The 22,235-nt window shown below is 55.4% G+C and carries 24 protein-coding genes; 12 read left to right on the forward strand and 12 right to left on the reverse strand.

The genetic code is table 11. The annotated features are described in order from the left end of the window. Positions 1-42 precede the first annotated feature (42 nt). Together uvrC and uvrY are read right to left on the reverse strand one after the other, a co-directional pair. Positions 43-1,875 (reverse strand): excinuclease ABC subunit UvrC, encoded by a 1,833-nt coding sequence (gene uvrC, locus G7090_RS14480; protein WP_106993389.1) that lies wholly within the window; start codon positions 1,873-1,875, stop codon positions 43-45. After that, entirely contained in the window at positions 1,872-2,528 is a 657-nt protein-coding gene (gene uvrY, locus G7090_RS14485) for a UvrY/SirA/GacA family response regulator transcription factor (protein WP_106993390.1), read from the reverse strand. Before uvrY ends, uvrC begins: the two co-directional genes overlap by 4 nt. Positions 2,529-2,999: 471 nt before the next feature. Between uvrY and G7090_RS14490 the strand changes: the two genes are divergently transcribed. After that, positions 3,000-3,224: a DUF2594 family protein gene (locus tag G7090_RS14490; RefSeq protein WP_106993391.1), complete on the forward strand. Its 225-nt coding sequence runs from the start codon at positions 3,000-3,002 to the stop codon at positions 3,222-3,224. Between the two features lie 66 nt (positions 3,225-3,290). Here G7090_RS14490 and sdiA read toward each other — a convergent pair whose 3' ends face one another. The 8 genes from sdiA to G7090_RS14530 all read right to left on the reverse strand — a co-directional run bounded on the left by sdiA (position 3,291) and on the right by G7090_RS14530 (position 10,156). Then, complete coding sequence (gene sdiA / locus G7090_RS14495) at positions 3,291-4,013, reverse strand: transcriptional regulator SdiA (RefSeq protein WP_106993392.1); 723 nt, start codon at positions 4,011-4,013, stop codon at positions 3,291-3,293. Positions 4,014-4,234: 221 nt separating this feature from the next. After that, entirely contained in the window at positions 4,235-4,987 is a 753-nt protein-coding gene (gene tcyN / locus G7090_RS14500) for an L-cystine ABC transporter ATP-binding protein TcyN (RefSeq protein ID WP_166182876.1), read from the reverse strand. Continuing rightward, entirely contained in the window at positions 4,984-5,652 is a 669-nt protein-coding gene (gene tcyL, locus G7090_RS14505; protein WP_106993394.1) for a cystine ABC transporter permease, read from the reverse strand. Before tcyL ends, tcyN begins: the two co-directional genes overlap by 4 nt. 21 nt (positions 5,653-5,673) lie before the next feature. Beyond that, on the reverse strand, positions 5,674-6,660 hold the full coding sequence (gene dcyD / locus G7090_RS14510; RefSeq protein ID WP_166182877.1) for a D-cysteine desulfhydrase: 987 nt from the start codon (positions 6,658-6,660) through the stop codon (positions 5,674-5,676). Positions 6,661-6,767: 107 nt separating this feature from the next. After that, positions 6,768-7,568 (reverse strand): cystine ABC transporter substrate-binding protein, encoded by an 801-nt coding sequence (gene tcyJ / locus G7090_RS14515; protein WP_166182878.1) that lies wholly within the window; start codon positions 7,566-7,568, stop codon positions 6,768-6,770. A gap of 88 nt (positions 7,569-7,656) precedes the next feature. Further along, positions 7,657-8,208 (reverse strand): flagella biosynthesis regulatory protein FliZ, encoded by a 552-nt coding sequence (fliZ, locus tag G7090_RS14520; RefSeq protein ID WP_106993397.1) that lies wholly within the window; start codon positions 8,206-8,208, stop codon positions 7,657-7,659. A gap of 55 nt (positions 8,209-8,263) precedes the next feature. After that, on the reverse strand, positions 8,264-8,983 hold the full coding sequence (gene fliA / locus G7090_RS14525) for an RNA polymerase sigma factor FliA (protein ID WP_032612078.1): 720 nt from the start codon (positions 8,981-8,983) through the stop codon (positions 8,264-8,266). 159 nt (positions 8,984-9,142) lie between these two features. Further along, positions 9,143-10,156, reverse strand: coding sequence for a flagellin (locus tag G7090_RS14530; RefSeq protein ID WP_166182879.1), 1,014 nt, complete (start codon positions 10,154-10,156; stop codon positions 9,143-9,145). A gap of 238 nt (positions 10,157-10,394) precedes the next feature. Here G7090_RS14530 and fliD point away from each other — a divergent pair, with 238 nt between their 5' ends. The 4 genes from fliD (at position 10,395) to amyA (ending at position 14,182) form a co-directional block, all read left to right on the forward strand. Beyond that, a complete protein-coding gene (fliD, locus tag G7090_RS14535; protein ID WP_166182880.1) occupies positions 10,395-11,798 on the forward strand; it encodes a flagellar filament capping protein FliD in 1,404 nt (467 codons plus the stop codon). Positions 11,799-11,822: 24 nt separating this feature from the next. Continuing rightward, a complete protein-coding gene (gene fliS, locus G7090_RS14540) occupies positions 11,823-12,233 on the forward strand; it encodes a flagellar export chaperone FliS (protein WP_166182881.1) in 411 nt (136 codons plus the stop codon). Beyond that, complete coding sequence (fliT, locus tag G7090_RS14545) at positions 12,233-12,592, forward strand: flagella biosynthesis regulatory protein FliT (protein WP_166182882.1); 360 nt, start codon at positions 12,233-12,235, stop codon at positions 12,590-12,592. The genes fliS and fliT overlap by 1 nt, the downstream gene beginning before the upstream one ends. A 102-nt stretch (positions 12,593-12,694) precedes the next feature. Then, positions 12,695-14,182: an alpha-amylase gene (gene amyA / locus G7090_RS14550; protein ID WP_166182883.1), complete on the forward strand. Its 1,488-nt coding sequence runs from the start codon at positions 12,695-12,697 to the stop codon at positions 14,180-14,182. Positions 14,183-14,229: 47 nt separating this feature from the next. Here the strand turns inward: amyA and yedD are convergent, their stop codons facing one another. Further along, the gene (yedD, locus tag G7090_RS14555) at positions 14,230-14,643 is read right to left on the reverse strand and encodes a lipoprotein YedD (protein ID WP_166182884.1); all 414 of its coding nucleotides are present in this window, start codon (positions 14,641-14,643) and stop codon (positions 14,230-14,232) included. A gap of 69 nt (positions 14,644-14,712) precedes the next feature. Beyond that, complete coding sequence (gene fliE, locus G7090_RS14560) at positions 14,713-15,027, reverse strand: flagellar hook-basal body complex protein FliE (RefSeq protein WP_106993417.1); 315 nt, start codon at positions 15,025-15,027, stop codon at positions 14,713-14,715. A 227-nt stretch (positions 15,028-15,254) separates the two neighbouring features. Between fliE and fliF the strand changes: the two genes are divergently transcribed. From fliF to fliL, 7 genes are all read left to right on the forward strand, one after another. Continuing rightward, positions 15,255-16,937 carry a flagellar basal-body MS-ring/collar protein FliF gene (gene fliF / locus G7090_RS14565; protein ID WP_106993418.1) on the forward strand — a complete coding sequence of 561 codons (1,683 nt, stop codon included), beginning with the start codon at positions 15,255-15,257 and terminating at the stop codon, positions 16,935-16,937. Then, a complete protein-coding gene (fliG, locus tag G7090_RS14570; protein ID WP_032612254.1) occupies positions 16,930-17,925 on the forward strand; it encodes a flagellar motor switch protein FliG in 996 nt (331 codons plus the stop codon). The genes fliF and fliG overlap by 8 nt, the downstream gene beginning before the upstream one ends. After that, positions 17,918-18,625, forward strand: a complete 708-nt coding sequence (fliH, locus tag G7090_RS14575) for a flagellar assembly protein FliH (RefSeq protein WP_166182885.1) — start codon at positions 17,918-17,920, stop codon at positions 18,623-18,625. The genes fliG and fliH overlap by 8 nt, the downstream gene beginning before the upstream one ends. Then, positions 18,625-19,995 carry a flagellar protein export ATPase FliI gene (gene fliI, locus G7090_RS14580; RefSeq protein ID WP_106993420.1) on the forward strand — a complete coding sequence of 457 codons (1,371 nt, stop codon included), beginning with the start codon at positions 18,625-18,627 and terminating at the stop codon, positions 19,993-19,995. The genes fliH and fliI overlap by 1 nt, the downstream gene beginning before the upstream one ends. 20 nt (positions 19,996-20,015) lie before the next feature. Beyond that, positions 20,016-20,459, forward strand: coding sequence for a flagellar export protein FliJ (gene fliJ / locus G7090_RS14585; protein ID WP_166182886.1), 444 nt, complete (start codon positions 20,016-20,018; stop codon positions 20,457-20,459). Continuing rightward, positions 20,456-21,655: a flagellar hook length control protein FliK gene (gene fliK / locus G7090_RS14590; RefSeq protein WP_166182887.1), complete on the forward strand. Its 1,200-nt coding sequence runs from the start codon at positions 20,456-20,458 to the stop codon at positions 21,653-21,655. Before fliJ ends, fliK begins: the two co-directional genes overlap by 4 nt. A gap of 111 nt (positions 21,656-21,766) precedes the next feature. Continuing rightward, positions 21,767-22,234 carry a flagellar basal body-associated protein FliL gene (gene fliL, locus G7090_RS14595; RefSeq protein WP_106993423.1) on the forward strand — a complete coding sequence of 156 codons (468 nt, stop codon included), beginning with the start codon at positions 21,767-21,769 and terminating at the stop codon, positions 22,232-22,234. The last annotated feature ends 1 nt before the right edge of the window (position 22,235 follow it).

Raw genomic sequence — 22,235 nt, forward strand, 5'->3', positions numbered from 1 at the left:
TTTGTTGTCAGTAATTATTAGCCCTATGTTGCTACAGAGCCCTCAATGTTTCAACGAGTAGTAGATTTTTTCTGCCAGCCCTTGCGAAATACCCGGCACTTTTGCGATTTCCTCCACGCTGGCGTTGAGTAATCCTTGCAAACCGCCCATGTATTTCAGCAGCATCTGGCGACGCTTTGGCCCGACCCCTTCGATCGTTTCCAGCGTACTGGTGTTTTTCACTTTCGCGCGTTTTTTACGGTGGCCGCCGATCGCGTGATCGTGCGACTCATCGCGAATATGCTGGATAACATGCAGCGCAGGTGCATCCGGCGGCAGGCTAAAGCCCTCCCCTTCCGGCTCCAGGAACAGGGTTTCCAGCCCGGCTTTACGGTCGGTACCTTTTGCCACGCCCAGTAACAGCGGATGATGCTTATCCCAGGGAACGTCCAGTTCGGCGAATACCGATTTAGCCTGGCCGAGCTGCCCTTTCCCCCCGTCTATGATGATGACGTCCGGGATCTTGCTCTCTTCGATGGCTTTACCGTAGCGACGGCGTAATACCTGGTTCATGGCGGCATAGTCATCGCCAGGGGTAATGCCGGTGATATTGTAGCGGCGATATTCCGCACGCACCGGCCCGTTGGCATCGAACACCACGCAGGAGGCCACGGTCTGCTCCCCCATCGTGTGGCTGATGTCGAAACACTCCATCCGTTTCACTTCCGGCAGCTGCAGCGTCGTCGCCAGCGCGGCAAGACGCTGATGAATGGTCGACTGCTGGGACAGTTTGGTGCTCAGGGCCGTCGCCGCATTGGTACGCGCCAGCTTCAGGTAGCGGGCACGATCGCCGCGCGGTTTGGTCTGGACATTCACCTTACGCCCCGCCAGTTCCGACAGCGAATCGGCCAGCAGCGTCTTATCGCTCAGATTAAAATCGAGCAAAATTTCCGACGGCAGGGTGCGCATCTGGCTACCCTGGAGATAGAACTGGCCGACAAAGGTCTCCACCACTTCGCCCAGCTCGGTGCCGCCCGGCACTTTCGGGAAGTAGCTGCGGCTGCCCAGCACCTTGCCCTGGCGGATAAACAGCACATGGACGCAGGCCATGCCCGCATCAAACGACACGCCAATCACGTCCAGGTCATCACCATTGTTGGAGACAAACTGTTTTTCCGTGACCCGACGCACGGCCTGAATCTGATCGCGGATCCGCGCCGCCTCTTCAAAGTTCAGCGCCTGGCTGGCCTTCTCCATACGAGCAATCAGCTGGGTCAGGACCTGATCGTCTTTCCCGGCGAGGAACAGGCGCACATAGTCCACCTGCTGCGCATACTCCTCTTCGCTGACCAGCCCTTCCACGCAGGGCCCGAGGCAGCGACCAATCTGATACTGCAGACAGGGGCGGGAGCGGTTGCGATAGACGCTGTTTTCGCACTGGCGAATCGGGAAAATCTTTTGCAGCAGGGCCAGGGTCTCCCGTACGGCATAACCGTTAGGGAATGGGCCGAAGTACTCGCCTTTCGCATGTTTGGCGCCACGATGGGTCGCCAGACGCGGATGAGTATCGCTGCTGAGAAAAATAAACGGATAGGATTTGTCATCGCGCAGCAGCACGTTGTAACGCGGCTGATAGAGCTTGATATAGTTATGTTCCAGCAACAGCGCTTCGGTCTCTGTGTGGGTCACAGTGACATCGATCTGCTGGATCTGGGCGACCAGCGCCTCTGTTTTGCGGGAAGCAAGATTGCTGCGGAAATAGCTGGAAAGTCGCTTTTTGAGATCTTTCGCTTTTCCGACGTAGATAACCGTCCCGCCGGCGTCATACATCCGGTAGACGCCTGGCTGGCTGGTAACGGTTTTCAGGAAAGCACTGGATTCAAACACATCACTCACTGACTAATTAGGGTCTCGGCATTGCACAGACCATGACGGATGGCCAGGTGAGTGAGTTCAACATCGCCATGGATGTTCAGTTTACTGAACATACGATAGCGGTAGCTATTCACCGTTTTCGGGCTGAGATTAAGCTGCTCGGAGATCTCATTCACCTTTTGGCCTTTGGTAATCATCAGCATAATCTGCAATTCGCGCTCAGACAAACTTGCAAAGGGTGATTCGGTCTTTTCTGGCTCAATCTGGCTGAGGGCCATCTGCTGCGCAATATCGGATGCGATATAGCGCTGCCCGGAAAACACGGAGCGGATCGCATTAACCATCTCCTGAGGGGCTGCGCCTTTGCTTAAATAACCGGCTGCGCCCGCCTGCATTACTTTTGCAGGAAGGGGATTTTCAGTATGAACTGTCAGCATGATGACTTTGGTATCAACCCAGGTACGCGCGATTTTACGCGTCGCTTCCAGGCCGCCAATCCCAGGCATGTTCATGTCCATCAGGACAACATCCGCGGTATTTGACCGGCACCATTTCACGGCGTCTTCACCGCAGCAGGCCTCACCAGCCACTTTAATACCTTTAATATCTTCAAGAATGCGTCGTATCCCTGCGCGCACCAGTTCGTGGTCATCAACAAGAAGGACGTTGATCAAAGGAAATTCTCCAGAATAGGGATAACGGCTACAGACAGTTAATTCGGCATATATTAACGGTTTTTATCCGAAACTGAAAACGTTAAAAAATGCATATCGCCGATATTGCTCCCTTTTTTGGAAATTAACTTGTACATCAACTGGAAACTAAAGCCTTGTGCAATGCGGCTTCGGTCTCTTTTTTCAGGCGGATGTTTTCAAAAACTTACAAAGTTTAATGCGCATATAATGCTGTTAAAATCCACCTTTTAAATTTGTAACAATAATTAACCTCTTGTCTACCTTCTCCAAACAATTAACCCACACTAAAGTCTTAGAAAAATCAGAGTTAATGTTTGTTCAATTGAATAAACTAAACGCGAGAAAGTACAAAAAACAAGCACTGCGTTTTTCCTGACGGCTTGTGATATACTCCGCCGCCTTAACTTTGATCTATGCGCAAAAGCGCTGTTTTTATCATGAGGAAAATAAATGAGCACACCTGATTTCGCCACTGCGGAGAATAATCAAGAACTGGCACAGGAAGTCTCCTGCCTGAAATCCCTGCTGACTCTGATGCTGCAGGCGATGGGCCAAGCGGACGCTGGCCGTGTGATCATTAAGATGGAACGCCAGATTGCTGAGATGGAAGACCAGGCTCAGGCCGCGGTATTTTCCGGCACCGTTAAGCAGATCAAACAAGCTTACCGTCAATAAAACAAAAACGGCTGAACGCAGTGCATTCAGCCGTTTACTCGCCTGCCACGCAGAACAGAAGTGTAGTCAGATAATCCCCGTCGCTGCCGCGTAGCATGCAATCTGCGTCTTGTTCGGCGCATTGAATTTCTTCTGCATATTTTTCTGATGGAAGTTAACCGTATTTTCAGAAATAGAAAGAATGATCGCTATTTCTGCAGAGGTCTTCCCTTCCGCTGTCCATTTAAGAATCTCTTTCTCGCGCTTGCTGAATTTCATCTCAGGTGGCATCACCATTTCATGTTGCAGCCGTAGCAGCGTGGTCAACGCCAGTTGCACCAGAATTTGCAGACGTAATTCAACCACTTCATTCGCCAGGATATTCACTGGCAGACTGGTGCTGGAGACCGAAAGGAAGCCCATCGCATGATTAGGTAGCATCAGGCATTGCGTGATCCCTTTACGTAGCCCGTGGTCGCGTGCACCGTCCCATAAGGGTTGCGCTTCAGCGAATAACGCATCATTCCAGGGTAAATGCCCGTGAACGAAATTCTCAGGTTTCAGCACCGGATCGATGACGAAATAATTTTCTGCCTGATACTGGGCCATCCACTGGTGCGGATAGGTGGAATGTACCGAGACTTTAGGCCGCGTGAAAGGCACCGGATGACGAACGCAGAGGGAGAAGAAATCATAGCCCAGGTTCTGTGTTTGTCGTTGAAGTTCGGGATATACCTCGTCGGCAGAAGTCATCTCCTGAAAACGTAGGAAGCAGTCCCGCCGCCATGTGAAAAAATCTAAATCCTTCATACTGACTGAATTAAGCCCCTGTAAAAGATAATCATTATTATGGATTCTTAAACTAACACATAAATCTTATTTATATGTATAAAATATCGTCTCAAGGATAATTATCTACACATTTTATGTACTTAGGGCGGTAATAACCGGATAAAATCAGGGGAGCATTCATATATGGGGTGAATATATTGCTCCGGTGAATATTTCCGGAGCAATTAAGAACAAATATGCTATTGCATCAGGAATTTTTCGAGGAATTGCCGGGTACGGGGCTGCTGAGGGTCGGCAAAAAGTGATTTTGCCGGACCCTGTTCCACGATCCGTCCCTGATCCATAAAAATAGCCCGGTCCGCCACATCGCGGGCAAAGCTCATCTCATGGGTGACAATCACCAGGGTGCGTTTTTCCTGCGCCAGCTGACGAATGGTGTTCAGCACCTCCCCCACCAGCTCCGGATCCAGCGCCGACGTCGGCTCATCAAACAGAATAACGTCAGGACGCATCGCCAGCGCCCGGGCAATGGCCACACGCTGCTGCTGCCCGCCGGAGAGACGACGCGGATAGCTGGTCTCCTTGCCGGAAAGCCCCACCTTCGCCAGCAATTCACGGGCGCGGGCAGTGGCTTCCTCTTTCGGTTCGCCTTTGACGATCACCGGCCCTTCAATGATGTTTTCCAGCACCGTACGATGGGGAAACAGATTAAAGCTCTGGAAGACAAAGCCGACATGCTGACGCAGACGGCGAATCAAACTCTTTTGCTGGCTCAGGGACTTGCCGGTATCAATGGTGATCTCACCCACGCGGATAGTTCCGCCTTCCGGATGTTCCAGCAGGTTAATACTGCGCAGCAGCGTGGTTTTACCGGAACCGCTCGGCCCGATGATGGCCACCACTTCGCCCTCCTGCACTTCCAGGTCGATGCCGTGCAGCACCGTCTGGCCATGAAACTTCTTCACCAGGTTTTTAACGTCGATAGCACTCATTTCGGATCACGCTCCTGGCGATTAAGCTGGTTTTCAAAATAGTTCTGCAGCGCCGACAGCACCGTCGCCATCACCCAGTAGATCAGCGAGGCGGCCAGATACATGGTGAAGACCTCCAGCGTGCGCGAGGTAATCAGCTGCGCCTGGCGGAACAGCTCCGGTACCTGAATGGTAGCCGCCAGCGAGGTGTCTTTCACCAGGCTAATAAAGCTGTTGCTCAGCGGCGGCAGGGCTACCCGTGCGGCCTGGGGCAGAATGGCCCGGCGCAGGGTTTGCCACGGGGTCATACCGATACTGGCGGCGGCTTCCCACTGCCCTTTTTCAATGGAGGAGATCGCCGCACGCAGGGTTTCCGAAGTATAAGCCGCAGTGTTAAGCGACAGGCCGATCATCGCCGCCGGGATCGGATCGAGCTCGATACCAAACTGCGGCAGGCCGTAATAGATCATAAACAGCTGGGCAATCAGCGGCGTACCGCGAAACACGGAGATATAAAAACGTGCCAGCCAGCGCACCGGCAGCAGCGTTGACATGCGCATCAGAGCCAGGATAAAGCCCAGCACCAGACCAAAGAACATGCCGCCAATACTCAGTTGCAGCGTAAACACCGCACCTTTCAGCAGGTAAGGCAGCGAATCCATCACCAGTTGAATACTTTCTTGCATTATGATTTTTCTGCCTGTGATTTAGACGTGAGGATGGTAGGCAAAGAGAGCCGGTGCCCCGCCAGTATGAATAAACAGGATCGGCCCTTCATCTTTGAAGCGCTTCTGGCTGATGCCGTCGATAAGGCCAGCCATCGCTTTCCCGGTATAGACCGGGTCCAGCAGGATACCTTCCAGACGCGCCAGCAGTTTCACCGCCTCGGTGCCTTCCTCATTTGGGGTGCCGTAGCCCGGCGCGAAGTAGTCATCCCACAGGATAATATCGGCACTGGCGCTCACTTCCAGCTGCTGGGCCACAGCCTGTTGCAGGGTGACAACCTTCGGTTTTTGCTCGGCAACACTGCGCGAGACGGTGACGCCAATCAGCTCGACGTCCGGCATTAACTGCTCCAGCCCGACCGCCAGTCCGGCATGGGTGCCGGCGCTGCCGGAGGCCACCACCACCGAGGAGATGTCCGCCGCCCCTTCACACTGCTGGGCGATCTCCAGCGCGCTTTCAACGTACCCCAGGGCACCCAGCGCGTTCGAGCCGCCCACCGGGATCACATAAGGACGGAAGCCCTGAGCTTCGACGCGGGTGGCCAGCTCATGCAGCTGCGCCACAGGGTCGATCAGCGCATCACACATTTCTATCTGCACATTGAACAGGTCCAGCAGCAGACGGTTGCCGTTGCTGAGGTAGTTTTCTGCCTGGGTGCCAATCGGGTTTTCCAGCAAGGCGATGCAGTGCAGGCCCAGCTTTGCCGCCACGGCCGCGGTCTGGCGCACGTGGTTGGACTGGATCGCCCCTGCGGTAATCAGCGTGTCGGCCCCTTCGCGCAGGGCATCTGCCGCAAGGAACTCCAGCTTGCGCAGTTTATTGCCACCCATCGCCATGGGCGTCACGTCATCACGTTTGATGAGGATGTCGCGCCCGAGGTAGTCCGATAAGCGCGGCAAATACTCCAGTGGCGTCGGGGCGCCAATAAATTCGAGGCGCGGAAAACGCGTTAGATTCTGTAATGACATGAAAACCTCCGTAACCCTGTCTAAGTCTCTCTTTTTTTATTATGCACGTTGCTGGCGAGGAAATAAAAAAGGCGCTTTGATAAGCGCCTTTTTTTGCATTCAACTGCTTACTTTGTGACGTCTGCCCCGAACCATTTCTCGGAGAGCGCCTTCAGGGTGCCATCTTTCTGCATCTCAGCAATGGCCCCGTCGACCGCTTTCACCAGATCGTCGTTGTCTTTGCGGATCGCCACGCCAGCTTCCTGACGGGAGAAGGCATCACCGGCAACGGCCAGGGTGTCTTTGGTTTTCTTGACCAGATCCAGCGCCGCCAGACGGTCAACCAGAATGGCATCGATACGGCCTACGCGCAGATCCTGGTATTTGGTCGGGTCATCATCATAGGTACGAATATCGACGCCCTGCACGTTCTGACGCAGCCACTCTTCGTAGTTGGTCCCCAGACCAACACCGACTTTTTTGCCTTTCAGATCGGCGGCAGATTTAATCGCGCCTTCGTTGCCTTTCTTCACCAGCGCCTGGATACCGGAGACGGTATACGGGGTGGAGAAGTCATATTTTTTCTTACGTTCGTCAGAGATGGTGACCTGGTTAATCACCACATCAATACGTTTGGAGTCCAGCGAGGCCAGCATGCCGTCCCATTTGGTCGGCTTCAGCGACGCTTTCACGCCGAGGTGTTTCGCCAACTCTTCAGCGAACTCCACTTCAAAACCGGTCAGTTTGCCGTCGTCACCCTGATAGCTGAACGGAGGATAGGTGCCTTCCAGCCCAACCAGCAGCGTGCCGCGCTCTTTTACTTTATTTAACAGACCTTCTGCCGCGAACGTTTTCACGCTCATACCGGCAACCAGCGCAACGGCCATTACACCCATCAGCGCCTGACGACCCAGAAGTGCAAATTTCATACTTACCCCGATATCATTGGAATTTTGAGTGTAGTGTAGGGCGTTCGGCCGCAAGGTCAAACACGACTGCGCTACATGTTATTCATTTTTAATATATATCAGAAGTTGTTTCGCGGTGGACTTTCTGCTTCGGCGACACCGGCATTTGCGTTTTAAATTGTGCGTACTTGCGCAGCGCAATCCGGTAGTTATTGGTGCTGGTTGCAGGCAGCCATGGCTCCAGATTTTCATCCAGATAGCCGTTGGTCAGTAAGTCACGGGAGATACGCTGCGTGGTCAGATGCTGGCCCAGGCGACGCAGACGCACGACATATTCGCGCACCGTGCCATGGCTCATCTCTGTTTGCTCAAACAGGAATTGCTTAAAGCCGATGATATCGAAAAAGTCGCTCTGCTCCTTGCAGTGCAGATCGCCACAAAAACGACATAACGCCACCCACTCCTTCTGCTCTTCCAGCCATCCGGCTTCATCCAGCAAAGTATCGAGGCGGGAAATCGCAATTTTATTGACGATTTCGCCGCGACGAACCAGCGTGATGCGATCGAGCAGCTTATGGCAATGGGCGCAATGCGTCTGGCTGTGTTTAAAGTCTTTCAGGTAGCGGCTTAATGGCCGTCTTTTAGATTGCTGCACCGTCATGATAACTCCTGGTTGTCAATACGTTGTGCGGCACTTAACGGGTGATAAGGATCACCTATAACTTACCCAGCTTGGTACGTAAGCGTTTAATGGCCTGGCTGTGCAGCTGGCTAACCCGCGACTCCCCTACTTCCAGTACAGCGCCAATCTCCTTGAGATTGAGCTCCTCCTGGTAATAGAGTGTCAACACCAGCTGCTCGCGTTCCGGTAAAGCTTCGATAGCTTCCATCACGCGCTGGCGTACATTGCCTTCCATTAACTGGTGCAATGGGTTTTCCTGCTGATGATCGTCCGTCACCAGTTCGATGCTATCGCCATGCTCTTCGCGCCACTCATCATAAGAGAAGAGTTGGCTATTATTGGTATCGAGCAACATCTGGCGATAGTCAGCTGTGGAGATCCCCAGACGCTCCGAAACCTCAGTTTCCGTCGCGTTACGTCCGAGCTCTTGCTCCAGCTGCCCCATTGCTTGCGCTACTTCGCGTGCATTGCGTCGGACGCTGCGCGGCACCCAATCCCGGCTGCGCAGTTCGTCCAGCATCGCACCACGAATACGCTGTACTGCGTAAGTCGTAAATGCCGTTCCTTGCAGAGCGTCGTACCGGTCAACTGCATTCAATAACCCGATACCGCCCGCTTGTAGCAGATCGTCCAGTTCCACACTCGCCGGTAGCCGCACCTGAAGCCGCAATGCTTCATGTCGCACCAGCGGAACATAACGCTGCCACAGCGAGTGTTTATCCATTACACCTTCAGCGGTATAGAGTGAATTCACGATAAACAGCCCTGCGTTAGTTGAGTTATCGGCATGATTATCCGTTTCTGCAGGGTTTTTAATCGTGTGAAAAGGGGGGCAAATGGGGGGTTATTTAGGGTTATAGGTAAACAGGCATAAAAAACCCCGCCGGAGCGGGGTTTAGGCAAGCGGTGCGAATTAACGCAACAGGGACAGCATGGTCTGCGGAACCTGGTTGGCCTGCGCCAGTACGGAAGAACCAGCCTGCTGCAGGATCTGCGCACGGGACATGTTGGACACTTCGGTCGCGTAGTCGGAGTCTTGGATACGGCTGCGGGCAGCGGTCAGGTTGCTCACGGTGTTGTTCAGGTTAGTGATGGTAGATTCGAAACGGTTCTGGGAGGCACCCAGGGAGCTGCGCTGGGAGTCAACTGCTTTGATAGCTGTATCAATATCGGTCAGTGGACCGGAAGCAGGTGTGGCTGCAACTGCAGGTGTAGCTGCGACATCATCACCGTTACCCGCGATGCCATCTGGACCGTCGTTACCAGCAACAGCGGGAGTACCGGCAGTTGCAGCAGTTACCGCGGCACGAACGTCAAAGCCGTCAGCGTTAACTTTACGTGCTTCGCCATTCACCAGAGCCAGTTCACCGGTCTGCACATCAGTTGCGTCTGCGGGTACTTTAACGGAATCCTTAGAGTAGAGGTTCCAGCCAGCGCTTGAATCCATGGTGATAGCAATTTTTTCACCATCACGAGAGCCGACCTGGAAGGAGAAGTCTTGGCTGGTGGTGTTGTCAAGGATTTTGATACCGTTAAAATCAGTTTCTTTGGTGACACGATTGATTTCAGCCAAACGCTGGTTAACTTCAGACTGAATGGAGTCGATGTCGGAAGCAGAGTTAGAGCTGTTCTGCGCCTGCACGGTCAGGTCACGGACACGCTGCAGGTTATTGTTGATCTCGGACAGCGCGCCTTCAGCGGTCTGTGCCAGAGAGATACCGTCGTTGGCGTTACGTGCAGCAACGTTCAGACCGTTGATGTTGGAGGTGAAGCGGTTAGCGATCGCCTGACCCGCAGCGTCATCTTTCGCGCTGTTGATACGCAGACCGGAAGAGAGGCGCTCGATAGCAGTGCCCAGAGAGGACTGAGATTTAGTCAGGTTGTTCTGAGTCGTCAGAGACAGGGTGTTAGTATTGATAACAGCCATGATGTATTCCTTCAAAAAAAGTTTCAGATTTAGGCTTCTGCCTACGGCTTTCTCACCGCTAACCTGATTATCGACCTCCCCTTCCTAACCTTTAGGAAAAAAATCATTTTTTTAAAAGGACAAACTGCCCGATCTTTCTCCGCTTAATTTCCGCATTGATAAATGTAAAAAACGCTAATCTTTTCGCAATTTCTGCCGATAGAGCATCCAGCGATTGTCTCAATAAAGGATGAAAAAAATGGCAAGTGTAAGTTCACTCGGCGCAGGCACCAGTCTGAATCTCAATACGTTGTATGACAATTTACAGACAGCGGAGCAGACCAAACTCACGCCGATTACGCAGCAGCAGACCTCTTATAAAGCGAAACTGACTGCATGGGGCGTAGTTCAGACTGCACTAACCAAGTTTCAAACTGCTTCAGACGCGCTGAAAAACACCTCTGCGATTGCGCAGTCAAAAGTAACCAGTACCAATACCGCATTCAGTGCGACCCTGGCGAGCAGTGCTTCAGCCGGTTCGTACTCGGTAGAAGTAACGCAGTTGGCGGCCGCGCAGACGCTGCTGAGCCCGAAAGTGGCGAGCAAAGATACCGATCTGGGCGATAGCAGCATGAATTCACGCACTATCACCATCAAGCAGCCGGGTCAGAAAGATCCGTTGACGGTGACGCTGGCCAGCGACAAAACCAGCCTTGCCGATGTGCGTGATGCGATTAACACCAAGCAGGGCAGCGTTACCGCCAGCATTATCAAGGCGGATGATAACAGTTATTATTTGTCACTGACTTCCCGTGACAGCGGTGTCGCCAATGAAATGACGATCACCACCGACGACAGCGAGCTGGCGAAATACATTAGCCACGATCCGCTCGATACATCGACAGGAATGAAGGTTCAGGTCCCGGCCGCGGATGCCATCGTCAACATTAACGGTATCAAGATTATCCGTAGCAGTAACGCTATTACCGACGCCCCGGAAGGCGTAACGCTCAATCTTACCAAGACCAACGTCGGTAGCCCGGAAACGCTGTCAATTGTGAAAGACAATAAGCCGATGACCGATGCGATTCAGACGTTTGTCGATGCGTATAACTCGTTGCAGACCACCATCAGCAACCAGACGAAATATACTGCGGTGAAACAGGGCGATGGTTCTCAGGATTCCAGCAACGGTGACCTGTTGGGCGATGGCACCCTGCGTAATATCCAGACACGCGTGCGCTCTATGGTCTCGTCTGCGCAAGGTACTGGCGAACTGGCGACGCTGTCTCAACTTGGCATAACTCAGGATATCAATGGCAAGCTTACTGTAGACAGCACCAAGTTAGGTAAGGCCCTAACGGATAAGTCTACCGACGTGCTCGCGTTTCTGTCAGGCGACGGTAAAACCACCGGCATGGCGACGCAAACCAGCAACCTCTTAAAAGACATGTTAGGCAATGAAGGTTCTGTTAAAAGCGCCACCGACGGCATTAACAAGACGTTAAAAAACCTGTCCGATCAGTATGACCGTGTTAACGAACAAATTACCGCCACTATGGCGCGGTATAAAACGCAATTTACCAGCTTAAGTCAGCTTGTTTCCTCTATGGATCAAACCGGAAGCTATCTGACCCAGCAGTTTAATGCTATGAACAGTTAATGAATGATGAGTTGAGGTTCTAAGATGTATACAAAATCGGGAATTCAGGCCTATGCGCAGGTAAGCGTTGAGAGTGCCGTCCTGAGTGCCAGCCCGCATCAACTGGTGGTTTTACTTTTTGATGGCGCGTTAAGCGCCATGAAAAAGGCCATGATATTGATTGAGCAAGGGGACATTCCCGGTAAAGGGCAGGCGCTGGGAAAAGCCATCAATATTATCAGTAACGGTCTGCAGTCAGGGCTGAATCACGAGGTGGGTGGCGAGTTGACCACCAATCTCGACAGCCTCTACGACTATATGACGCGGCGTCTTTTACAGGCCAATATCCATAACGATATTGATGCCATTAATGAAGTGATGGAGTTGCTGAACAACATCGCGGATGCCTGGAAAGAGATAGGGCCCAATTCTCAACATATGCGGGACAATGACTAATGGAAGCCAATCTGGGATTGCTCCAACACTATCAGCAGCTGTTAACCACCAGCGCCGCGATGCTGGCTATGTCAAAATCAGGGCGTTGGGATGAACTTATTACCTTCGAAGTGAAATACCTGAGCGCCGTTGAAAAGCTGACCCAGTTCCAGGATGCGAATGAGATTGCGCCGCACGTGCAGGCGCAAATTCGCCCCATGCTGAGACAGATCATCGATAACGAAATTGAGCTTAAGGCCTTGCTTCAGCAGCGTATGGATGAGCTGAGAACTTTGGTTGGGCACTCCTCCCGACAACATAATCTGAATGCAACTTATGGACGTCTTTCTGGCAATATTCTTTTCCCCGCCGATCTTTAATCCGGTGATGATGACAAGCGGGTGATTATATTTCGTTATATCACCCGCTAACTTTCTCCGCCTCGCTCATACTGTCTGTGTTCTTAAACTGGAGCACGGAAGATGAAAAACCCCACCCTTTTACAGTTTTTTCATTGGTATTACCCTGATGGCGGCCAACTCTGGCCGGAAGTCGCCGAGCGCGCCGACCTTTTAAACGATATCGGTATCAACATGGTCTGGCTGCCCCCGGCCTATAAAGGGGCGTCCGGTGGATACTCCGTCGGGTACGACTGCTACGATCTCTTCGACCTCGGTGAGTTCGATCAAAAAGGCTCTATTCCCACTAAATACGGGGATAAAAACCAGCTGCTGGCGGCTATCGGGGCGTTAAAACGCAACGACATTGCGGTGCTGATGGACGTGGTGGTGAACCACAAGATGGGCGCCGATGAGAAAGAGGCTATCCGCGTTCAGCGGGTCAATGCGGACGATCGTAATCAGATCGATGACGAGATTATCGAATGTGAAGCCTGGACCCGCTACACCTTCCCGGTGCGGGCCGGACAGTACTCGGCGTTCGTCTGGGACTACAAATGCTTTAGCGGCATCGATCATATCGAAAACCCCGATGAAGACGGCATCTTCAAGATCGTCAATGACTATACCGGCGATGGCTGGAACGACCAGGTCGATAACGAGATGGGGAACTTTGATTACCTGATGGGCGAGAACATCGATTTTCGTAACCGGGCGGTGACCGAGGAGATTAAATACTGGGCGCGCTGGGCAATGGAACAGACCCAGTGCGACGGCTTCCGTCTGGATGCGGTGAAACATATTCCGGCATGGTTCTATAAAGAGTGGATCGAGCATGTGCAGGAGGTTGCGCCGAAACCGCTGTTTATCGTGGCGGAATACTGGTCGCCAGATGTCGGTAAACTGCAGCACTACATCGATCAGGTGGACGGGAAAACCATGCTGTTCGACGCCCCGCTGCACATGAAGTTTCATGAAGCCTCGCTGCAGGGACGTGATTACGACATGAGCCAGATCTTTACCGGCACCCTGGTAGAGGCCGATCCCTTCCACGCGGTGACGCTGGTGGCAAACCACGACACCCAGCCGTTACAGGCCCTGGAGGCTCCGGTCGAGGCCTGGTTTAAACCCCTGGCCTACGCGTTGATTTTGCTGCGTGAGAACGGAGTGCCGAGCGTCTTCTATCCCGATCTGTACGGGGCCAGCTATGACGACACCGGCGGTGACGGCGAGACGTACCATATTGAGATGCCGGTGATCGAGCAGCTCGACCAGCTGATCCTCGCCCGCCAGCGTTTTGCCCACGGCGTACAGACCCTGTGGTTCGATCATCCTAACTGCATCGCCTTCAGCCGCAGCGGCACCGAGGAAGAGCCGGGCTGCGTGGTAGTGCTTTCTAACGGCGATGAGGGTGAAAAGACCATTACGCTGGGGGAGAACTACGGTAATAAAAACTGGAAAGATTTCCTCGGCAACTGCGAAGAGTGTGTAACGACCGACGAAACCGGCACCGGCGTGTTTACCTGCAACGGCGGCAGCGTCAGCGTGTGGGTACTGGAAGAGGTATTGTAAAGGGTGGAAAGCCGGGCGGCGCTACGCTTGCCCGGCCTGCAAATCACTTACGGCAGCTTACTGCCGAGCGGATTTTTGCTGAGGTAAGTCGCACATTCGGTGGTCGGACGATCCACGCGCTGCAGGCTCATCCCGTCATACTCAATGGCGCTGCCTTCGCGATCCAACGGGTAGATATCCAGCTTGCGGGTGACATTATAAAAATCATCCGAACGCAGCATCATTTTCCCCGGTACCGCCACCACGCGCTGCCACTGCCGGCAGTCCAGGGTGTCCCCTTCTTGCGTCACCACCAGCGTGGCGATCGCTTCCGGGCTGACCATTGCGCTTTGCGGCCCTTTCGACTGCCAGTACCCTGCCAGTTCAGCCGGGACGGGATGTTTAATCACGTCCTCGTATCGGTCCACCTGCACACAGCCGGTTAACGCCAGCAGCCCCGCCATCATTGCTATTTTTTTCATCATTGTTCCGTCTATGTCGAAAAAAAAGAGTGTGGCATTAAAGCGGTCGGGTCGCCAGCACCAGAAGGACTAAACCTGCATGGACATAACGTCCTGATACGCCTGCATCAGTTTATTACGCACCTGAATGCCCATCTGCATGGAGACTGACGCTTTTTGCAAATCGGTCATCACATCGTTCAGACCAATACCCGGCGCACCCATGGTGAACTTTTCGCCCTGCACGCGCGCGGCGGTTTGCGTATCGCTGATCCGGTCCAGCGCCGCATGCAGCTGGCCCGCGAAGCTGACGGTTGACTGCACGTCAGCCACGTTCTGATGACGGGCGGTCATTGCCGTTGCCTGCAACTGGCTGATGACGCTTTCAATCCCCTGTATTGCCATGACTTTCCCCTGATGGATTTTTACGCGCTCAAGAGTAGCAGCCTGTCAATGAGATAAAGGCGTTAAATAGCGTTAAAAAACCAGGTTATTTGACGCATAGAAAATCCCGAAACATCAAATAATGGCACAGCCATGATTATGGAATTTTTGTTGTGTTTGCCGACCCGGGAGTCTGTTTTGTTTCTCCACACGAATAATGAAATCCACGATGAGTCACGAGGTACGCTATGAGTGCGTCAGCAACATCCGCTCCTCAAACTAAATCTCTCGAATGGATGAGCCGCCTGCGCGCGAACCCTAAAGTGCCATTGATCGTGGCAGGTGCCGCCGCTATCGCTATCGTTGTCGCGATGGTTTTATGGGCCAAACAACCTGACTACCGCACGCTGTTCAGCAACCTCTCGGATCAGGATGGCGGCGCAATCGTCACCCAGTTAACCCAGATGAACGTCCCTTACCGCTTCTCGGATAATGGCGGCGCCCTGGAAGTCCCAGCAGATAAAGTTCATGAGCTCCGCTTACGTCTTGCCCAGCAAGGTCTGCCGAAAGGCGGCGCAGTGGGCTTTGAACTGCTGGATCAGGAAAAATTCGGTATCAGCCAGTTCAGCGAGCAGGTTAACTATCAGCGCGCGCTGGAAGGCGAACTGGCCCGCACCATCGAAACCCTCGGTCCGCTGAAAAGCGCCCGCGTGCACCTGGCGATGCCAAAACCGACGCTGTTTGTCCGGGAACAGAAAGCGCCTTCCGCCTCCGTCACCGTCAATTTGCAGCCTGGCCGTGCGCTGGATGAAGGGCAGATTAGCGCGGTGGTGCATCTGGTCTCCAGCGCTGTAGCAGGTTTACCGCCGGGCAACGTGACCCTGGTGGATCAGATGGGTCGCCTGTTAACCAAATCCAACACCAGCGGTCGCGATCTGAATGACGCCCAGCTGAAATATGCCACCGATGTGGAAACCCGCCTGCAGAGCCGCATCGAAGCCATTCTTGGCCCGATCGTCGGGACCAGTAACGTTCATGCCCAGGTCACCGCGCAGATCGATTTTGCCGATAAAGAGCAGACCGAAGAGCAGTATCGTCCGAACGGCGATGCCGCCCAGGCCGTGATGCGCTCGCGTCAGGTCAATGAAAACCTGCAGGTCGGCGGACCAAACCCTGGCGGTGTGCCGGGTGCGCTCTCCAACCAGCCTGCCCCGGCCAATACCGCGCCGATTAACGCTCCGGCGCAGAATCAGCAGAATGGTCAGCAGGGTGCGCAGCAGCAGCAAACCACTGCCGCCGCCAACGCCGGTCCGCGCACCAGCAGCCGTAACGAAACCACTAACTACGAAGTCGACCGCACCATTCGCCATACCAAAATGAACACCGGTGAAGTGCAGCGTCTCTCCGTGGCCGTAGTCGTCAACTACAAAGCTCTGGCGGACGGTAAGCCCCTGCCGCTGACCGCCGAGCAGATGAAGCAGATCGAAAACCTGACCCGTGAAGCCATGGGTTATTCAGAGAAACGTGGCGATACCCTCAACGTCGTGAACTCGCCGTTCAGCGCCGTGGACGATACCAGCGGTGAACTGCCGTTCTGGAAAACCCAGTCGTTTATCGATCAGTTGATTGAAGCCGGTCGCTGGCTGCTGGTGGTGATTGTTGCCTGGCTGCTGTGGCGTAAAGCCGTACGTCCGCAGCTTGTCCGCCGCGCCGACGAGGCCAAAGCGTTGAAAGAGCAGTCCATGCTGCGCGAAGAGACGCAGGAAGCCGTGGAAGTGCGCCTCAGCAAAGACGAACAAATGCAGCAGCGCCGTGCTAACCAGCGCATGGGTGCTGAGGTGATGAGCCAGCGTATTCGCGAAATGTCAGACAACGATCCGCGCGTCGTGGCGCTGGTCATTCGCCAGTGGATGAGTACAGAAAATGAGTAACCTTACCGGAACGGATAAAAGCGTCATCCTGCTGATGACCATTGGCGAGGACCGGGCGGCAGAGGTGTTCAAACACCTCTCCCAGCGCGAAGTACAGGTTCTCAGTGCGGCGATGGCCAACGTACGCCAGATCTCCAACAAGCAGCTGACCGACGTGCTGGCGGAGTTTGAGCAGGAGGCCGAACAGTTTGCGGCGCTCAACGTCAACGCTAACGAATACCTGCGTTCGGTGCTGGTCAAGGCGCTCGGAGAAGAGCGCGCCGCCAGCCTGCTGGAGGATATTCTCGAGACCCGCGATACCGCCAGCGGCATCGAAACGCTCAACTTTATGGAGCCGCAGACCGCCGCCGACCTTATTCGCGACGAGCATCCGCAGATCATCGCCACCATCCTGGTCCACCTCAAGCGTGGCCAGGCGGCAGATATTCTGGCGCTGTTCGACGAGCGTCTGCGTCACGATGTAATGCTGCGTATCGCCACCTTCGGCGGCGTCCAGCCGGCGGCGCTGGCGGAGCTGACCGAAGTGCTGAACGGCCTGCTCGACGGCCAGAACCTCAAGCGCAGCAAAATGGGCGGCGTGAGAACGGCGGCCGAAATTATCAACCTGATGAAAACCCAGCAGGAAGAGGCGGTTATTACCGCGGTACGCGAATTCGACGGCGAGCTGGCACAGAAAATCATCGACGAGATGTTCCTGTTCGAAAACCTGGTCGACGTGGACGACCGCAGTATCCAGCGCCTGCTGCAGGAAGTGGACTCCGAATCGCTGCTTATCGCCCTCAAAGGCGCCGAACAGCCGCTGCGCGAGAAGTTCCTGCGCAACATGTCCCAGCGTGCGGCAGATATCCTGCGCGACGACCTTGCCAACCGTGGTCCGGTGCGTCTGTCTCAGGTGGAAAACGAACAGAAAGCGATCCTCCTTATTGTGCGTCGTCTGGCCGAAACCGGCGAGATGGTAGTCGGCAGCGGCGAGGATACCTATGTCTGATGAACTGCCGTGGAAGATCTGGACTCCGGACGATCTCTCCCCTCCTCGCGCGGAATTTGTGCCTGCGTCCATCGCACCTGCCGAGGCAGGTGAGGATAACGACGAGCCTGAGCTGAGCGAAGAGGAGCAGCGTGCCCAGCAGCTGGCGCAGATCCAGATGCAGGCCCACGATCAGGGCTACACGGCCGGCATGAACGAAGGCCGGCAGAAAGGCCAGGAGCAAGGTTATCAGGAAGGGCTGGCCCAGGGGCTGGCGCAAGGCCTTGAGCAGGCGCGTGCCCAGCAGGCGCCAATCCATGCCCGGATGCAGCAGCTGGTCAGCGAGTTCCAGAACACTCTGGACGCGCTGGACAGCGTTATCGCCTCGCGCCTGATGCAGATGGCGCTGGAAGCCGCCCGTCAGGTGATCGGCCACACCCCGCCGGTGGATAACTCCTCGCTGATCAAACAGATCCAGGGTCTGCTGCAGCAGGAGCCGCTGTTCAGCGGCAAACCACAGCTGCGCGTCCACCCGGACGATCTGCAGCGGGTGGAAGAGATGCTCGGCGCGACCCTGAGCCTGCACGGCTGGCGTCTGCGTGGCGATCCGACCCTCCATCACGGCGGGTGCAAAGTCTCTGCCGATGAAGGCGATCTGGATGCCAGCGTGGCCACTCGCTGGCAGGAACTGTGCCGCCTGGCAGCACCGGGAGTCATCTGATGACCGCACGCCTGACCCGCTGGCTCAACACCCTCGACAATTTTGAAACCAAAATGGCGCAACTGCCTGCGGTTCGCCGTTATGGCCGCTTAACCCGCGCCACCGGCCTGGTGCTGGAAGCGACCGGCCTGCAGCTGCCCCTGGGGGCCACCTGCATTATCGAACGCCAGGATGGGAACGAGATCCGCGAAGTCGAGAGCGAAGTGGTTGGCTTTAACGGCCAGCGTCTGTTCCTGATGCCGCTGGAAGAGGTCGAAGGTGTCCTGCCCGGCGCGCGCGTGTATGCCAAAAATTTATCCGGCGACGGACTGCACAGCGGCAAGCAGTTGCCGCTCGGCCCGGCGCTGCTCGGACGCGTGCTGGACGGTGCCGGTAAACCGCTGGATGGCCTGCCCTCCCCCGACACCACCGAAACCGGGGCGCTGATCACTCAACCGTTTAACCCGTTACAACGTACGCCGATCGAGCACGTGCTGGATACCGGCGTACGCCCGATCAACGCCCTGCTGACCGTCGGTCGCGGCCAGCGTATGGGGCTGTTTGCCGGCTCCGGCGTCGGCAAATCGGTGCTGCTCGGGATGATGGCCCGCTACACCCAGGCCGACGTCATCGTGGTGGGGCTGATTGGCGAGCGTGGCCGTGAAGTTAAAGATTTTATCGAGAACATTTTGGGTGCCGAAGGGCGCGCCCGGTCGGTGGTGATTGCCGCCCCGGCGGACGTCTCTCCCCTGCTGCGTATGCAGGGTGCGGCCTATGCCACGCGCATCGCTGAGGATTTCCGCGATCGCGGCCAGCACGTGCTGCTGATTATGGACTCCCTGACCCGTTACGCGATGGCCCAGCGTGAAATCGCTCTGGCGATCGGTGAGCCTCCGGCAACCAAAGGCTATCCGCCTTCGGTATTCGCCAAATTACCGGCGCTGGTGGAACGCGCCGGTAACGGCATCAGCGGCGGCGGGTCGATCACCGCGTTTTACACGGTGCTGACCGAAGGCGATGACCAGCAGGACCCGATTGCCGACTCGGCACGTGCGATCCTCGACGGTCATATTGTCCTGTCGCGCCGTCTGGCCGAAGCGGGTCACTATCCGGCCATTGATATCGAAGCCTCGATCAGCCGTGCGATGACGTCCCTGATTACCGAGAAGCATTACGCCCGGGTGCGTAACTTCAAGCAGCTACTCTCCAGTTTCCAGCGCAACCGCGATCTGGTCAGCGTCGGGGCCTATGCCAAAGGCAGCGACCCGATGCTCGACAAGGCGATCGCCCTGTGGCCGCATCTGGAAGCTTATCTGCAGCAGGGTATTTTTGAGAAAGCCGACTGGGAAAGCTCGATCCAGGCTCTGGAAATGATTTTCCCGCAGGTGTAACCGAGTAGAGGGCGAATGTCATGGCACAACACGGCGCATTATCCACGCTGAAAGATCTGGCCGAAAAAGACGTTGATACTGCCGCGCAGCAGCTTGGCGCAATGCGCCGCGGGTATCAGCAGGCGGAAGAGCAGCTGAAGATGTTGATTGACTACCAGCATGAGTATCGCACCAACCTCAACACGGATATGGCCCAGGGCATCGGCAGCCAGCGCTGGATCAACTATCAACAGTTCATCCAGACCCTGGAGAAAGCCATAGATCAGCATCGCCAGCAGGTGCTTCAGTGGACCGAGAAGGTTGACCGGGCCCTGAACTTCTGGCGAGAGAAGAAACAGCGTTTACAGGCCTGGCAAACCTTGCAGGATCGGCAGGTTGCCGCAGCAACCCTGGCGGAAAGCCGTCTCGATCAGAAAAAAATGGATGAATTTGCCCAGCGAGCAACGATGAGGAGACCGGAATGATCACCCTTCAACAACTGCTTTCGAGCGACACCGACCTTGCGGCGGGCGTTCGGGGCGGAAAAGCGGCCGACGGCGCGCAGGACTTTCTTTCCCTGCTGGCGGGCGCGTTAACCGATGCCAAAGGCCAGGGCAACGAGGTCGGTCTCACGCTGAACGATCTGCAGACCGCAGGCGGTAAGCGGGCCGTCGTGGATCTGAAAGCCGACGCCAGCGATATTGATGCCGACACCGACGCCGGGAAACTGGCCGATCTGCTGGCGCATCAGGATCTCATCGTCGCCGACGAGAGTGTCACCCAGCCGGGCCTGACCTCCGGCCTGCTGCCCGCAGTCAAAGGCGAGGTGCTGAAAAGCCTGACCCAGGCGGCGAAAGAGGCTGACAGCAAAACCGAACTCAGCGATGAAGAGCTGGCGGGATTAAGCGCCCTGATGGCGATGCTGCCCCACCAGCAGACCACCACAGCCGCACCACCTCAGCCGGTGAGCACCGGGGGCCTGGAGGTTAAGGCCTCTCTGACCAGCGATCGTGGCCGTCAGCCTGCGCTGGATACTGATGCCCTGCGCACCGCCAAAGCCGTAGCCCAGGATAAAGAGGCGACGCTCGCCTCCAACACCCAACTGACGCCAGCCGTTGCCGCCGCGACGACAAAGCAGGCGGCAGAGAGCACCCCGTCCCCGACCGGGCCGACCATCACCATGGGGCCGATTGTCAGCACCCCGGCCTCAGTGCAGCCGACCTTTGCCGCCGCGCCGGTGGTCAGCGCCCAGTTGGGCAGCAACGAATGGCAGCAGACCATCAGCCAGCACATCACCCTCTTCACCCGTCAGGGCCAGCAGAGCGCCGAGCTGCGTCTGCACCCGGAAGATCTGGGTCAGGTGCAGATTACGCTTAAGCTGGATGATAACCAGGCGCAGCTGCAGATGGTCTCAGGCCATAGCCACGTCCGTGCGGCGCTGGAAGCGGCCCTGCCGGTGCTGCGTACCCAGCTGGCGGAAAACGGTATTGAACTGACGCAAAGCAGCATCAGCAGTGAAAACTTTAACGGGCAGCAGCAGGCTTCTTCCCAGCATCAGCAGCAGACTTCCCGTTCCGGCAATGCAAGCACATTCGATGAAGAGAGCGATGAGCTGCTGGCAGTACCTGCCTCCCTGCAGTCCGCGGCACGTGGAAACAACGCTGTCGATATCTTCGCCTAAACCTAAACGTCAGAGGTAGCGTGATTATCTCCGTCTTTTCGGCCCTTTGACGGCGAGCGGACACGGGATAATCACCTCATTAGCAGTCCCGAAACAGGAAGCACGAATCAGATGACTGACTCCGCCATCACCAAGAAAAGTAAGCGTTCCATCTGGATCCCGCTTCTGGTGTTAATTACGCTCGCTGCCTGCGCGACCGCAGGTTACAGCTACTGGCGCATGAATAAAGCACCGTCAGCCGCAGCCAAAGCAGAGCCACCGCCACCCGCGGCCCCGGTCTTTTTCGCGCTGGATACCTTTACCGTTAACCTGGGCGATGCCGAGCACGTGTTTTACGTGGGCATTACGCTGCGTCTGAAAGATGATGCCACCCGCACCCGTCTGAGCGAATACCTGCCGGAAGTGCGCAGCCGTCTGCTGCTGCTGTTCTCGCGTCAGGATCCCACGCAGTTGTCTACCGATGAAGGTAAACAAAAACTGGTGGCGGACATTAAGCAAACGCTGGCTGCGCCTCTGGTAAGCGGTCAACCTAAGCAGGAAGTCACTGACGTTCTGTATACAGCTTTCATTCTGCGGTAAC

Origin of the sequence: Leclercia sp. 29361 (genome assembly GCF_011290365.1) — a bacterium.
Taxonomy (GTDB): Bacteria; Pseudomonadota; Gammaproteobacteria; order Enterobacterales; family Enterobacteriaceae; genus Enterobacter; species Enterobacter tamurae.

Coding starts and splice junctions, on each gene's coding strand:
- tcyJ (WP_166182878.1), bottom strand. CDS start 7,568: ATGAAATTTGCACTTCTGGGTCGTCAGGCGCTGATGGGTGTAATGGCC.
- fliJ (WP_166182886.1), top strand. CDS start 20,016: ATGGCACAACACGGCGCATTATCCACGCTGAAAGATCTGGCCGAAAAA.
- fliK (WP_166182887.1), top strand. CDS start 20,456: ATGATCACCCTTCAACAACTGCTTTCGAGCGACACCGACCTTGCGGCG.
- fliI (WP_106993420.1), top strand. CDS start 18,625: ATGACCGCACGCCTGACCCGCTGGCTCAACACCCTCGACAATTTTGAA.
- sdiA (WP_106993392.1), bottom strand. CDS start 4,013: ATGAAGGATTTAGATTTTTTCACATGGCGGCGGGACTGCTTCCTACGT.
- fliH (WP_166182885.1), top strand. CDS start 17,918: ATGTCTGATGAACTGCCGTGGAAGATCTGGACTCCGGACGATCTCTCC.
- G7090_RS14530 (WP_166182879.1), bottom strand. CDS start 10,156: ATGGCTGTTATCAATACTAACACCCTGTCTCTGACGACTCAGAACAAC.
- fliG (WP_032612254.1), top strand. CDS start 16,930: ATGAGTAACCTTACCGGAACGGATAAAAGCGTCATCCTGCTGATGACC.
- fliD (WP_166182880.1), top strand. CDS start 10,395: ATGGCAAGTGTAAGTTCACTCGGCGCAGGCACCAGTCTGAATCTCAAT.
- fliT (WP_166182882.1), top strand. CDS start 12,233: ATGGAAGCCAATCTGGGATTGCTCCAACACTATCAGCAGCTGTTAACC.
- amyA (WP_166182883.1), top strand. CDS start 12,695: ATGAAAAACCCCACCCTTTTACAGTTTTTTCATTGGTATTACCCTGAT.
- yedD (WP_166182884.1), bottom strand. CDS start 14,643: ATGAAAAAAATAGCAATGATGGCGGGGCTGCTGGCGTTAACCGGCTGT.
- dcyD (WP_166182877.1), bottom strand. CDS start 6,660: ATGTCATTACAGAATCTAACGCGTTTTCCGCGCCTCGAATTTATTGGC.
- tcyN (WP_166182876.1), bottom strand. CDS start 4,987: ATGAGTGCTATCGACGTTAAAAACCTGGTGAAGAAGTTTCATGGCCAG.
- fliL (WP_106993423.1), top strand. CDS start 21,767: ATGACTGACTCCGCCATCACCAAGAAAAGTAAGCGTTCCATCTGGATC.
- tcyL (WP_106993394.1), bottom strand. CDS start 5,652: ATGCAAGAAAGTATTCAACTGGTGATGGATTCGCTGCCTTACCTGCTG.
- G7090_RS14490 (WP_106993391.1), top strand. CDS start 3,000: ATGAGCACACCTGATTTCGCCACTGCGGAGAATAATCAAGAACTGGCA.
- fliS (WP_166182881.1), top strand. CDS start 11,823: ATGTATACAAAATCGGGAATTCAGGCCTATGCGCAGGTAAGCGTTGAG.
- fliF (WP_106993418.1), top strand. CDS start 15,255: ATGAGTGCGTCAGCAACATCCGCTCCTCAAACTAAATCTCTCGAATGG.
- fliE (WP_106993417.1), bottom strand. CDS start 15,027: ATGGCAATACAGGGGATTGAAAGCGTCATCAGCCAGTTGCAGGCAACG.
- fliZ (WP_106993397.1), bottom strand. CDS start 8,208: ATGACGGTGCAGCAATCTAAAAGACGGCCATTAAGCCGCTACCTGAAA.